Raw genomic sequence first — 14,377 nt, 5'->3', positions numbered from 1 at the left:
CTTAAAAATATGAAAACTAATCTATTACCGTCCAAATATTTAGCGCAAGTGAGCGAACCGCAATATTCGTGTGATTTCTGTACACCCGCAAACGCTCTGCAGGCTCTGGACTCCAGAGTAGAGCACTTCCGGCAACCTCAAGCAACGAAAGTCCAATATACTGAGATTCGTAACTACCCTCAGACCCTAGCACATCTACAATTTCCAATAAAGTCTCTGGACTCCAGTAGCCTATGCTGTCTTTTAAATTATACGCAACCTGCTTGTAGGCATCACTCAACAGCTGCGGTTGATATGAAATACTGTTAACCATCTGATTCAGATACGTGGCGGATTCCTTCACATTATTCCAGTCTATTACTGCTATATAAAGCTTCATCACAACTTGCTGTAAAGTCTCCTCCGATGTTAGACACTCAATCAATCCCGTATACAAAGGTTTAAGGTGTACCCGGGTGATTGTTGGCAAAGCGTTCAGCTGGTTGATAAGTTTCAGGAGACGTTGCCGATGAGGCAAATCTCTACTGGTAGTTGCATTCCATTCATCCTTTATCGCCGCACTAGCTAATTTCTGACAAACGCCGATTACAACCTCATTGATCTTACCATCGCGGCAGGTTTGCATTAGCGTGTTCATGGCAAATTCCCATCTAGTGCTGTCTTTCAAATCCGTAATAGCCTGAGCAGTGGCAGCTGCAACAATGCCTTCATTTCCATTGGTCCACCACATCATAGAACTGAAAGCATACTTGCCGACAAACCCATCCGGATGATTTCCGATTTCAATGATTAATTTTAAATAGCGAAGTCTATAGTCTAGCGGAAGATCATTAGGCTGTTGGGATAACAAGCTTCTTGCGATATCACTTTCTGATGAAGCGGCCATTGCACTTAAAATCTTCCAAGCGCGCTCATCATCTAAAAGCTGTTTCGCAGCATGCCCTATGGCAATGATTACATCCTTGTGTCCATTTGGTTTCTCGAACTCGTTTATCAATAGTGGAATGCTGTCATCGCTTCTATAAGCACCCAGTAAGCGGATGGCCTCTTTTCTGATAGTGATCTTCAGCTTATCCCGATTCAGCAGCTCTTTCAGCATGGATACCAGTAACACTGGATTCACTCTACGGATGCATCTGGGTATCGAGTACATGGCTACACGGGCCCGGTCCCCATCCAGATTCTCCAGCAGAACGGAAAGTGCCTTCTCCGGTTCTTCCATAAGTGAAAGGGCATGAAGTGCAGCTTCTACTACAGTTACTTCCTTATCCTGTAAAAGCTCAAGTAATCTATCCGGACCAAGATCAGGCATACTTGCCATGATCTTAATAACTCTCGAACGCTCCCAATGGTTACGCTTAGCATCGACGAATGCGATTTTTTCTAATAAGGAACTTAATGCTTGCTGCTGGCGCGGCAGCCACCTGTTGAATCCGTCCGTAGCTGGCACAAGATAGATCGTTTTACCTGATAAGAATTTACCTTTGATGGCAGCCCCCGAAATAAAGGGATCGAGCCATTCTTGACGTTTTTGATGCAGATGCTGGAATACTTCATGGATCGTAATATACGATTTATCCAAAGCTAATAGTTCCTTAACTCTGGCATCACGGGTTGTATGAGGCGAAAGCCAATGTCTGACTGCTTGTATAGCTGTAGAATCTGCCTTTGCTCTCGTTGCTTCCTTTAACAAATTTTGAAGTTTTACAATACCGTAGCCTCTTTTACCAAATGAGCTGGCCAGGCTAAGCACTAGATTGTAGTCTTCTCTTTTGTTGCCCTGTACAGCTAATGTATAGATTTCATCAAAGATGACCTCTTCCACTCCTTGGGGTAAATTCTTCTCCAATGATGGAAGTGAAAGCTGTCCGTTCTGCTGGGCCAGTTTCCGGATCGTATTTAAAGAGAACTTGAACAACTCACTGTGAGGATTTAATGCGTTATGCCGGAGAATAACAAATGCCAGTTGTTGAACGGAAAACTTCGTACCATATGAAGTATCTCTGGCATCTATAACACTATCAACAAGCCTAGTAAGTTCTTGTACATGGGCATCGGTGAACACAGACGCAGGACTTTCAGAAAGCTCCTTAAACACAAAACCTCGAACAGGATCCTGCTCATTTCTAATCCGGCTCAAAAATACCAAAGTCTCATGCATACCCTGTCTCGACAGAACCGTACTTCTTATCAGTTGCATAAGCGCCGTGGAACGTTCTTCTGAACTGGATACCTTTGTTGCTTGTTCAAGCCCCGCTCTTGAATGAAGAATAGAACGGCAAGCAGTGAGTCTGATTGTTCTCTCCCGGTCATCATTGATTTCACGAAGGCCAAGCATCCGGGTGGCTTCCTTGTCACGCAAGGCATGTGGTAATACATATAATAATCTTTCTGGAAAAACGCGTTCACGGCGCTTATCTTCTTCATACACGGCATCAAAAATCACTTTACGGTTGGAAGGTGCAATATTATGCAGCAACTTCGCTAAATGCATCGGGTGATCTGCGAGTAATTTCGCTATCTCAATCCATTGATCCATGGATAAATATTTTTTTCTTTTTAGTACCCCTTCAGGCACACCATAAGAAATCAGATCGCTCCGCGACTCCGTTCGTGTCAGCAGCTGATACACCTTATTCGGATTTTGGCGTACAAGCGTGCCAAGTTGCTCCTTTAACGCAGGATGTATGACACCCTCGGGTCCATGATTCATCGCACACGCAAGTACCAGATCCGCCTTCAGATTGCATAGGATCTCCATAGCTGATGAGAACCTCCACCAGACATATCCCTTTTCCCTGGGTGGTGTGCTTTCTAGCGTTGTTTCGAAGTATTTCGCTACTACGTCAAAATGCCGGCTGGATAATTTCTTCCAGTCTTTTATGGCATATCCGATATCAGCAAGCCATTTACTTACCGTTGCCGAATAACAGGCCTGCAATATAATCGCGGCTTCCTCCGCTCCCCACCGGGCATACACTACAGGTAATAAGCGTTCCGCTAATTTCTGACGGTTAATCTGTGAAATACTGTGCAGCAGCTTGCGGCGGCAATCATGGGATAAATGGGGGAGCTCACGTTCAATATCAGCATCTGAAGCCACCTTTGCCAAAAGACCCGCAGCCGTATTTCTGATACTTGCCATGGGATGCCGCAGTGCTGACAGAATAATAGGGGCATCATGTGTTGCAATCGCACCGATTAAAGCAAGACGTGCTTCATAAACGCCATCCTCCAGTAAAGAGGCTAGTAATTGGGAGTATTGTGCAGATCCAAGATGATCACGGCCTAATATCGCTACTTTTTTGACTCTGTCGGAATAGCCTAGTGAATCCAATTCTTTAAGTAAGCTCTGTTTGTCCAATGGATCTCTTTTAAAAATCATAAGCCCTCCTCTTTCACCTGTTCTTATTCCATCCGAACATTATTCTCTACACCGCAATCTTTCCCCTTCAACAATCCTAAAATTTAACAACTCGTTTGGTGAGCAAAAAATAAAGGTAACCCTGAAGCTGGTCGTTCAACCGTCTTCAAGATTACCCACCGTATACTACTTACTCTCTTCATTCTTTTTCTGTATAAACACATACGTAGTCTCATCCGACAGCTCATCCGCATAGCTGAAATCAAACCCGTCGAAGCCTTTGATATCCTCCACACAGGTGATTTGCCGCTCAGCCATGAAGCGTACCATCTCACCTCTGGCCATCTTGACTAGAGTCGCTCTCTCAACGATCTTACCGCCGATTTCCTGCCCAAATACACAACTAATCATTCGAACGTTTCCGCCAACATACGGGGAGATGCACTTGTTGTATTCCTTGGAGGCCAGATTCAGAATGATGTCAGTTTCCGAAAATAGCTGATCTGCCAGCTTCCTGTTCCAGAACTCGTAGATAGATTTGAAACCTGGTCCGCTAAGCTTAGCCTGCATCTCCAGCCTGTACGGAACAACGCCGTCAAACGGCCGGACGATTCCATAGAACCCGGACAATATCCGTAAATGCTGCTGAAGATATTCCAGCTCCTCCATTTGAAGTACCCCAGGTGCCATGTACTGATACTGGATACCCTCATAAGAAAAGATAGCCGGTGTAAGATTCCGTGTTACATCCATCTCCCGAATCCGCTCTACATTTAACGTGGCGATGGCATCATTGCATTTCCATAGCGATTTGGCTTCTTCATAATTCAACTTTTGTAATAAGGCCAGAAGAGTCTGTGACTCGCTTATGAATTGCGGCATCTGGCGGCAATCCATAAAATCCGTATCCATCTTCATCTTCTTGGCAGGCGATATAATGATTCTCATGATGCTCCCTTTTCTCTTTTCTTACCCCTGCGGGGAATTTATACGTAACTTTATCCTATCACACTTAATCTTCGTAGGCTTGGGGCAAGTTCATGAAATTTTTCACTGCCGCCCGCTTTGCCCGCTGCCACCATCCGTACCCTGGCTGCCATTTCTTCTTGTCCCGCCATTCATGCCGGGAGAGACACCTCCATCTTTACCCCGACCACCGTTAAAGCCCTGTCCCCCGTTCGCCCTCGAACCAGAATCTGTACTTGATATCTTCTGCGCGCTGATGGCATCGCAAGAGACGAGCACCATGGAACAACTTAGCACTGCTATGAGCAAAGCGAGATATCGCTTAATCCGCATCTTTGAACCCCCTCTTTCCGAGCAAAAATGGTCAACGTGAAAAATATCTTTTTAACATATAATCATATACATCTTTAAAGCCCATATAGGATAACACGATCAGCAGCGGATACACCGGGTAGATATACCGAGACTTAATCTCCCATAGTAGATAGAATCCGATAAAGCCTAGCACCACAAGAATCAAAGAGGACTCCTCATATCTTTTCGCTCTTATTCCACCGATTAAACGAATGAGTATACAAACATACATCAGGAAATTTAGAACATACAGTAACCACAGCAGCCCGCTTCTGTAACTTGAGTCCGCCTTAAACAAATCTGTTGCAGCGTTAGTGTAGCTATAACGGTCCATGATAGAGCCCATTCTTCCGCCGTTACTGGATGATCCGTCATTTCCCAGCCCATATCGTTCCATCTGGTATGTGCCTTCCGTCCAGGTCCAAACGATCTTTTTATAATACATTTTCACTAAGTCGCTTAGGCTCGCCTCGGAGAGTTTATTACTGATTTCCTCTTTAAATAGCTCCGTACTTTCTGCCTTATTATAATTTGCCTCCTGCTGATAGATCGTATAGCTCTGCCAGTTATCCCAGAACCCAAACGTCTCCAGATTGACCCCCATATTTAGCCACATATAGATAGGTGCGGAATTTGTAGTAATCGGTTCATCTACAACACTCGTCGCCTGCAGCACAGCATTTTGCGTCCAGCTCGGAGTATTGAACAATAAAATCGTGATAAACAAAGCGCCTAGAGCTTTTTTCACCCCGATCGCACGCATGTTGAACAAAAGACTGACCACCACAGCAATCAGAACAATAACACCGATACTTCGGAAATAGTTGCCGACTGCCAGAAGGATGGCTGCGAAGAGGATATCCTTTATGGACTTTCTTTTTATAAATCTCACAGCGAAATATAAAGCACTTGTTAGAAAGGCTGTAGCAATCACATCGTTATAGATTAAATTACTCATAAACAAAGAAGGAATATAGGTTGCAGCAAACACGAGAATGCCATAGTCACGATCCTTTGACTTCTCATTGAGCTCTTTATACAGCAGGTAAATCATTAACGAGGTTAAGAGTGTAAATAGAATATTGAATATTTTGATCACCAAATAATTATCCGGAAATAACTGTAGTAACGTTTTTAAATACACAACAATCGAGAAATTAAACGGGAACATATGCAAGTAACCCGTCGTGTCAAAAGATGAATAATCATTCCTGTACAGCATATCGAGTGCCAGTGAAAGCACCGTCTGCGAATCATCCGTCGGCAAGCGAGGAAACAGAAAAATGATCACGATCTGAATGGCAAAAGAACACAGCAATGTGGCTGGAATGACGATTTTCCAACTGTACGGATTAAGCTTCAGGCATATTTTATACAAAATAACGCTTAACGCCAGCACCACCACAATCCCTAGAATAAAAAGGCCCAGCTGTTGCTTTTCCAAAACTGGCGTGTCCCCATATACGAAATAATTATATTTCGCTCGGATAAAAAAGGAGGAAGCGATAAACAGTCCAATGAAGAATGCAAAGATGAGATATAATTTTTTTTGAATTGCCCTTACCATGGAAACCCTCCTTTTCACAGTCGAAGTCCTATACAAGCACATGCTCTGATTCATAAAAGCATTATAAATACCCAAACTGAATATTCAATGAAAATTGGGTGTGCCGGGACCCCGCAGTGAACAAACGCAAATAGACCGCCCTCCATGCAAAGGATTGCGGTCAGTATTGTTAAATATTCATTGCGGAAAAGATCATTTAAACCCTACGAATTCCAAATCCTTTAAGAATTGATTACTTCCTATTAAACTCTTTACCCTCTTCGTTACATTAGGTCCTTTAGGTGTACTACCTCGTCTATTCAGCAAGATCCATCTAAGACAAGCCCATGCTTCAAAGACCTCAAGCTCTTCCTGCTCCATGTCATTCTCCAATAGATAAGCAGAACGAAACACACGGGCATAACGCTCAGATAGGTGGATTTTCAGCAGAATAAATGACCATGCAAAATCATATCTTGGGTCTCCCAACTGGCCGTTCGTCCAGTCAATGACGGTAAACCGCTCTTGTTCCTCAACTATATTTCCTAAGTGAAAATCTCCATGAATGATATGGTCCTGTTTCATTGGCGTTTTCTTTACCAGAGAAATCAGTGCTTGTTTAAGATCTGCGTGCTCGCTCACTTCAGGAAAAAAGTAATCGACGAAGTCGTACTTAGGTAGTTGTATATGTTCAAGCTCAGCAATATCTATTTGATGAATTCTGGCTAAAATGCTCGCGAGCTTCTTCATTGTCTTATCATTCACTTTAAGAATTGGCGTTCCGTCAAAGCTTGTTAACAACACCTTATCCCCATCCGGATTAATCCCCCAGCCCACTGGCTTAGAGACGGCTACTCCTCGTTCGGACAGGACCTCCAATAATCGATATTGAAACTGAACATCTGGTTTGGAGCTCTTACTCCATGTTTTCAAAACAAAGCTTTCCTGGCCTGAACTGATCTTTAGAACCTCAGCTTCAAAGCCATCATCCATCGGATAGGTGGTTAAAGTGGCTTCTTGAATGAGTAAGTCGTGCATGATGATTTCTTGGTGTTCTAACCAGTTTACGTTAGTTATTGGGGTTCTCAAAAGTGTCCCTCCTTTCGCTCGGTTGTTCGCAGATATTAATTTTCTGGAATGCCCGCTACGATCTCAAGCAAATTGCCTTCTGGGTCAGCCACAACAGCTTCACGCAACCCGTAAGGCTGCGAAATAGGTTCTTTTATAGGCGTTGCACCGGCAGTCACCAGACGATCAAATTCCTTGTCGACCTCCTCAGGCGAGGGAACGCCAAATGAGACCTCCATTGTCCCATTCAACCCATTAGGATAACCTAGCCCTGAGATACTAAGCACATCCCGCTGGCATAAATTAAAGAACACACCACTCTTAAGCTGGACCCCGGTAAATACGCCGCCATCCCATTCCAAAGCCATGTTCATGACATCCCGATAGAATGTAACCATCTTTTCCATGTCTTTTACAATAAAAGTGATCGCACCGATTTCCATAAAACCCTCCTACGATTCAAAATTATTCCTTTTAGATCGTAGACATAGTAACATAGCCGGTAAAATAATGAAATGAACTATACAATAATAAAAAGCTCTGTAGAAACTCTACAGAGCACTCTCAGCTAAATCTAACTGTACTACTTATGTCACTGAATAAAATGCCAATCCGATACTTGAAAAGATTAGCAACAGTATGGTAATAAAAACCGCAGATCCTATATACTTATTCTTTATAGACTTACCCGTAATTGATATTCCTCTTTTTCCGATAAGCGAATATAAAATGAATCCCAATATGGGAGTGGTCGCAATCATTAATAATACCCAAATCCAAGGATTTATCCCTCGATACAAACAATCGTTGTAGAGCCATAAACATGATAGCGTTATAGTCAATAAAGCAAATACAACAACTAATACAACTAATGGAATCATAACTTTCTCCCTCCTTACTTTTCACCCCAAAAAATAATTAAGCAGGTTCAAGTTTACTCCCCTTGCTCCTGCTTAAAAGTACTAACATACTGCTTTCTTCATATTTCTAACTGGTTAACTACTTTGAACGAATATCACAACTATTGTTACCAAGAAAACCTAACCAGTTAGAAATATTTAGTTTAAATTAGAAACAGAAACAGAAGCATAGTGAGAAACAAATGGAGAAGCAGAAACAACCATACTCTTCTCTCGTTTCCAAATTTTCTACGGATTCATCAGTCCAAAGGGATTCTGTGGCGTTTAAAGAATGCATTTACCTTCCACTCCTTTCATTTTGAATTAGCGGAAACAATTGATGGCATAAATGAATTCACATATAACATTCATATTTATTTAGTTACTGTAGAAAAGTAACAATAGTTGTCGCAGTTGTCATATGAATAATTAGTTTCATTCTCTAATCACTTCTAAATCATTATATTTTCCACTGAAAAGAGATATATTTCCTACAAGTACAAACAAAACAGATATAACAATGATAAATACATACATACTTCCATCAATAATTGCATTTCCTTTAGAAATAGCTGAAATAGCAACGGATATAACTACAGAAAATAGAACCAATGACATCGTAAGCGAACATATTATGCTAATTATGGCTTTGATCATATATTGCTTCACAAGAATTTTCTTACCAATGCCTAAAGACCGGATGATTGCATACTCTTTTCTATTGAGATCATTCATTAAGCTAAGTAAATTAACGTTAAATATGACTGCTGCCACGATGAAAAGAAAACAGATATATTTAAAACTAGTTAAAAATGAATCCATTTTAGATAACAGGTAATCTCCAACTACATTCATGTTAGCAATATAGCTATCCTTCACTTCATTAAGGAATCCATCATCTATTGCTCTTACCAAATAAATTGTATCGCTATATTGATTTTCGGAAGCTTTCAACATCCAATTATTATTGATACCAGCAGAATCGTAGGTTCCCTTTACTCTATAATTCAAAGTTTTCTCTTCGTTCGTAATTTCCAGGGTATTTCCAATATTGATTTTATAGGCGTCTGCATATGCTTTTGAGATGAGTATTTCTCTTGGATTTCCTTCAAAGACATCTTGCCCCTCGGTAATTTTAAATTTTGAGGTATAGTTCTTTTGGTCAATTTCATTGATACGAACTTGTTTGTTGGAGACCTCATCATTTTCTATCTTTGCATCCATATAGTGCATTATCGTGAATGTCTTTATATCACCGGAGTTAACCAACAACTGATTTAGAGCCTCTTCATCACTTGTCTTCATTAAATAGTTATAGGGTAAGGATTGTTGATACCCCATATCAACAGATTCCTTCAAGGTATTTGCTAACCCAAAGCCTATTAGAATAAACCAAAGCATCATGGTTAAATTTAAAATCCCTATTACAAAAACGAGCTTATTTTTTTTGATTTCTTTAAATGTATATAAGGTACTACGATGATATTTCCATACTGGAAGTCTTGTAATCAGCTCAATGAGCAGTAATATCCCTATAAAAATAGCGCATAACGTAATTAATAAAATAAAGTTACTCGCCATGGATGTACCACTACCCAATAAAACTGCATATACGGAAAAGACAACTGGGAGAGATAGAATAATCCCGAAATTTCTTAGCCTATTCCTTTTAGGGAGACCATGATCTCCTTTGACAATAAGAACAGGATCTAGATTGACCATATACTTTAGAGCAACATTTCTGTACAAAAGGAATACCAAAATATTAAAGACTACAAATTTAAGAATATTTATCATATAAGCGGCTGTGTAATTAACACTAATATTTTCCGCAGCTAAAATCATTTTTGCGAGTGGAATGCTGAAAATAACGGACAAGATTAATGGGGTAAAGATCAAGATATTGATCTCTAATTTCATTGCCTTAATAATGTCCTTCATCTTGATAGGAATTAGCATGAACGCAGCAATATCTTTTTGGCTTCTCACAATCAACATCGTAATTCCACTAATCAACACGGCGATTGCTAATAAGTACCCTACTGTACTAATCAAATTCAAAGCCATAATCTGTTTATCTAAGTCTGAGAATAATTCATTTCTTCTATCTTCAATTGTTTTGTATTTATAACCAGACTCCAGGGTTTGCAGTTCTTGTTTCAATAACTCTCCGGATTTACCAGAAATAAATACTAATCCAGCGTCAGAATGATAGGAGGATTCTAAATTTTTAGTCTTGATATAACCAGAAACCTGGGCATCATCCACAACATCAATAGGGAGATATTCTATTCTCGTGATCTTTAAAGCTTTATCTTGTTCCTTAATTCCTATTAGATGGATTGTATCTCCTACATTTAAATGCTGCTTGTTCGCCAATCCTTCAGAGATTACAACCTCATCCTCGGATAAATTTTCGTAACCTGATAGAAGATAGAGCATCATTTGGTTATTTTCATTTTTAAGATAGACAGGGGCTGAATGAACATAGGAGGTTTGAATTCCTTCCTGCTCATATGCGCTTATAGCTTTATCAAAGCTCTTAGAAGGAAAAGATTGTGTGACTACAAGATCAGCAGGGTTAGATTCTTGCATAGCCTGATTAATGTATTCCTGCTTACTCATTCTTATTTGAGGCAAAATAAGCGAAACGGTCATTGTAATTACAATTGAAAGGGCTATAAAAAACATTGACCATTTATTTTGGTTTAGGTTTTTAAGATTATAGAGTTTAAATAATTCTCTATATTTCATTTAACAACCCCTCATTCATTAAATATTGTCGTTTACCCAGACTTCCAATGGAATGATCATGAGTAACTATCACTAATGCGCTGTTATAAGAAGCACTTACTTCTAGAAGGAAGTCCATTATGCTCTTGCCGGTGGCAGCGTCTAAAGCTCCTGTTGGTTCATCACATAGAATCATCTTGGGATTATTAATTAAGGCCCTCGCAATGGCGACTCTTTGCATTTCCCCACCAGAAAGTGTCGGTGTCTTATGATTATGTTTGCTTGTTAATCCCACTCTTTCTAGCATTTCCATTGCACGACTCTTTTTCTTTGCATACGATAAATTTTCATGAATAGCAATAATCAAATTTTCTAAGGGTGACAAACAAGGGATTAGATTTGAGTTTTGAAATACAAGTCCAATGTAATCTTGCCTGATCTGTTCGATCTCTTTTCTGTTCTTGGTATCAATGGATCTTCCATCCACTAAGATCTGACCCTCTGTTACATCTGTTAACAATGAAATACAATTTAAAAAACTCGTTTTTCCACTTCCCGATTTCCCCATTATGGTGATGAAGTCGCCTTGCTCAATGGTTAAATCAATTCCCTTTAGAACATGCTGCACATTTTTATCAGTGCTAAAATCTTTTTTAACATTTACACACTCAATCATTGTGCCTTCAAGCCTCCTTTAATTTTCAAAGTGAGGTAAAGTCTTTTTAAGAAGGATGCCAACAGGCTAACAACAAAGATCACCGGTATAAACAGAATAAATAGGTTATTTAGATCAACTAAAACATTAGATATATTTCCATGTATTATATTTTGCTGTAAGGATATAAATTTGTTGATTAACAAATCATGATTTTGAATTAAGCCCATGACAGAGTACAGAAGTGACAGAATAATCAAACATGTAGTAAGTACATATACACTACTGTAAATACCATACACATATACAGACTTACTGATTGAATAGTGTTCATCCATTTTTCTTGCTCTCTTTGCATTTATTAATTCTACAGTCATCTCTTTGATTGACTTAAACGCTTTGACCTGAATATTTTGAACATTTAGATAATCCGACAACAGCCAGTATCCATCCATTCTTAAGAATGGTATAAGGTTCATCGCCGACGTCATTAGAATAAGAACAATGCCGATAAGTAAAGAAATATTATGTGATATCATATAACACACAAATATTGGAATTGTAGTGAGCACTTGAAAGTACATCCCACTGACATCATTGATAATTCTTTTGTTTTTATCTAAACGCCAGGTATTTGTCATATCAATAAAGAACACAAAATAGGTTAAATAAATTCCGATACCTATTTTCCCAACGTTAACATCGTACTTATAAGCTGCTGTTGCATGCCCCAGCTCATGAATAAACATGGAGAGATACACTAAAAAAATAACAAGAATAGTGTTCAGGTTATTAAAAATATCCGTTGGATATTTTGAAAGATGCATCACCGAAAATACTCCACAAATACTTACAATGATCAGCAATGGGATTACAACCCATCGACTATAGAGTAGATATTTCAGTATTGAATATAGTCCACGGAACTTCGATGACTCAATGATCGGAAGATGTAACCAAAGGTAGCTTTTTTTTTTCTCACCAGATTTGTTAGAGGAATTTGTCATCATATTTTTAGGAACAAGAAATTTTTTAATAAAATAATCGAATTCCTTGTCTGTAATACTAATACCTTTTGCATTGAGATCATTAATAATCTCCTCATTACTGTTCGTTCCATCTAACTTATCAATGATTTCTTTTGCTCTAGGTGATACTTTGATATGGCTGGATTGATCAAACGATAATATATAAAAGCTATTACCGTCTATATCAAGCTCTTGTCTAGTTTCATATTGCTTTACTTGTAGCAGCCCCTCCATGCTCATCACACCTTTTGTAGAATTTGACGCTTTCTTGTATTCACAAAAGCTTTCATTGTATCTTCAATATCACTGCATACAGGACAATCAATATCCTGGTTTATGTCTATGGCTGCTATAGGACAACCCCCACCACAAATCAAACCGTATTTGCATTCTTTGCATTGTGGAATTCGTAGTATAGTTCGATCTTTCCACATTCCCTCAAGATTTGGATCAAGCTTTACACTTTCCCCGTCATAGGATCCGATTTGATGATGCCCCTTACCGGCTAGCATTAAGCAAGTAGAAATATTTCCATCGGGAGAGAATACTAAATTACCACCAGAAGTAGCCTCACAATAATTTAGCTTCCAAGGTTTCATTTGATTATTTGAATCAAAGAAGGATTGTAGGTAATTCACACATGGAGAAACAACCATTTTAATTATCGAATCTTCAGATCCTAATGTGGGTTCGATTTCAAGAACTCTGGAGTATAACTCACTCTCTTTCATAGAGTTGTTCGAACCGTCACAATATTCTAATACTGGTGCCACATAAGGATATACATAGCCTGATTCCACCCATTTCTTTTCCTTGATAAAATGGACCAAATCGCTTAAAGAATCGATATTATCTTGATTTATGTTTGTTCGCAAATGCGTTTTTATTTTCATTTCAGTCAGTAAATCAATACTTGATTCGATGAGATCAAAGGTTCCTCTTCCACTCACTCCAATTCGTCTGACATCATGAATAGACTTTGAACCATCCAAGGTGATCTGAACGATGACATTATCATACATTTTCAAAAGCTTACTGTAGTATTTTATTGTTGTTCCATTCGTTACAATTCTCACTTCGATGTCCCTTGCTTTTGCAAAATCAAGTGTCTTTTGTACAATTGGCATGTTTTGAGGTAACAAGGGCTCTCCTCCAAACAAGGAAATCGATGTTTTTGGCGTGTCAATCTCTGTTTGTGCAGTAATGCAAGTATCAATATAATTAAGGATTATAGTTAGTTGTTCTTCAGTCATTACTTTTTTATTACTTAGATTCTCGTCCCCCTCAAAGCAATAGGTACATCTTAAATTGCAACCCATCGTGGGACAAATGGTAAAGCTGCGAACCAGATTTTTCTCAATATACTTTTGGTGTATCTCAGCATACTTTCTTATGAACTCTTGCTCTTTCTCTTTTTGTTCAAACACGTAGCCCCTCTTAATTAAAGTTTGCATCAGCTCATCTTTATCATCAAAATTGGAATATCCCTTCTTCATTTCCTCAATCCGTTCATAAGTATCTGAATCAATAATGTCAAATGCACTAGAGATTGTATTTATTAATAAGATACTCTCATCATCAAGCTGGAAATCCATTACTCTATCCGTGAAATACAATTTTTCCATCCTCCTATTTCACTTTTCATTTTTTATTAGTGGGAACTATTCGTCACATTTCATTCCTTATGCTGAAATCATAAACCAATATTTTCTGTTTTTTTGTTGCTCGTTGTAATCGGCATAATACTCGTTGTAATCTGCATAA

Annotated in this window: 11 protein-coding genes; all 11 read right to left on the bottom strand. The window is 39.2% G+C overall.

The genetic code is table 11. From position 1 onward, the window contains the following. Positions 1-16 precede the first annotated feature (16 nt). The 11 genes from R50345_RS03490 to R50345_RS03440 all read right to left on the bottom strand — a co-directional run bounded on the left by R50345_RS03490 (position 17) and on the right by R50345_RS03440 (position 14,238). Positions 17-3,385 carry a HEAT repeat domain-containing protein gene (locus R50345_RS03490; RefSeq protein WP_042124144.1) on the bottom strand — a complete coding sequence of 1,123 codons (3,369 nt, stop codon included), beginning with the start codon at positions 3,383-3,385 and terminating at the stop codon, positions 17-19. Positions 3,386-3,550: 165 nt separating this feature from the next. Continuing rightward, positions 3,551-4,312 (bottom strand): peroxide stress protein YaaA, encoded by a 762-nt coding sequence (yaaA, locus tag R50345_RS03485; RefSeq protein WP_042124143.1) that lies wholly within the window; start codon positions 4,310-4,312, stop codon positions 3,551-3,553. A gap of 102 nt (positions 4,313-4,414) precedes the next feature. After that, positions 4,415-4,663, bottom strand: coding sequence for a hypothetical protein (locus tag R50345_RS03480; RefSeq protein ID WP_042124141.1), 249 nt, complete (start codon positions 4,661-4,663; stop codon positions 4,415-4,417). Between the two features lie 31 nt (positions 4,664-4,694). Further along, positions 4,695-6,251, bottom strand: a complete 1,557-nt coding sequence (locus R50345_RS03475) for a glycosyltransferase family 39 protein (protein WP_042124140.1) — start codon at positions 6,249-6,251, stop codon at positions 4,695-4,697. Between the two features lie 192 nt (positions 6,252-6,443). After that, complete coding sequence (locus R50345_RS03470) at positions 6,444-7,319, bottom strand: aminoglycoside phosphotransferase family protein (protein WP_156114715.1); 876 nt, start codon at positions 7,317-7,319, stop codon at positions 6,444-6,446. Positions 7,320-7,354: 35 nt separating this feature from the next. Continuing rightward, positions 7,355-7,741 (bottom strand): VOC family protein, encoded by a 387-nt coding sequence (locus R50345_RS03465; RefSeq protein ID WP_042124138.1) that lies wholly within the window; start codon positions 7,739-7,741, stop codon positions 7,355-7,357. Positions 7,742-7,885: 144 nt separating this feature from the next. Then, on the bottom strand, positions 7,886-8,179 hold the full coding sequence (locus R50345_RS03460) for a hypothetical protein (RefSeq protein ID WP_042124136.1): 294 nt from the start codon (positions 8,177-8,179) through the stop codon (positions 7,886-7,888). A gap of 453 nt (positions 8,180-8,632) precedes the next feature. Beyond that, positions 8,633-10,951, bottom strand: a complete 2,319-nt coding sequence (locus tag R50345_RS03455; RefSeq protein WP_042124133.1) for an ABC transporter permease — start codon at positions 10,949-10,951, stop codon at positions 8,633-8,635. Beyond that, positions 10,941-11,606, bottom strand: a complete 666-nt coding sequence (locus R50345_RS03450) for an ABC transporter ATP-binding protein (protein ID WP_042124132.1) — start codon at positions 11,604-11,606, stop codon at positions 10,941-10,943. Before R50345_RS03450 ends, R50345_RS03455 begins: the two co-directional genes overlap by 11 nt. Further along, entirely contained in the window at positions 11,603-12,847 is a 1,245-nt protein-coding gene (locus tag R50345_RS03445) for a zinc metalloprotease (RefSeq protein ID WP_042124130.1), read from the bottom strand. The genes R50345_RS03450 and R50345_RS03445 overlap by 4 nt, the downstream gene beginning before the upstream one ends. Before the next feature lie 5 nt (positions 12,848-12,852). Beyond that, positions 12,853-14,238 (bottom strand): radical SAM/SPASM domain-containing protein, encoded by a 1,386-nt coding sequence (locus tag R50345_RS03440; RefSeq protein WP_081953989.1) that lies wholly within the window; start codon positions 14,236-14,238, stop codon positions 12,853-12,855. Positions 14,239-14,377: the final 139 nt, after the last annotated feature.

This window comes from Paenibacillus sp. FSL R5-0345, from assembly GCF_000758585.1.
Lineage (GTDB): Bacteria > Bacillota > Bacilli > Paenibacillales > Paenibacillaceae > Paenibacillus_AQ.
Note: the sequence above shows the minus strand (reverse complement) of the source record. Positions and strands in the feature narration are given on the sequence as shown.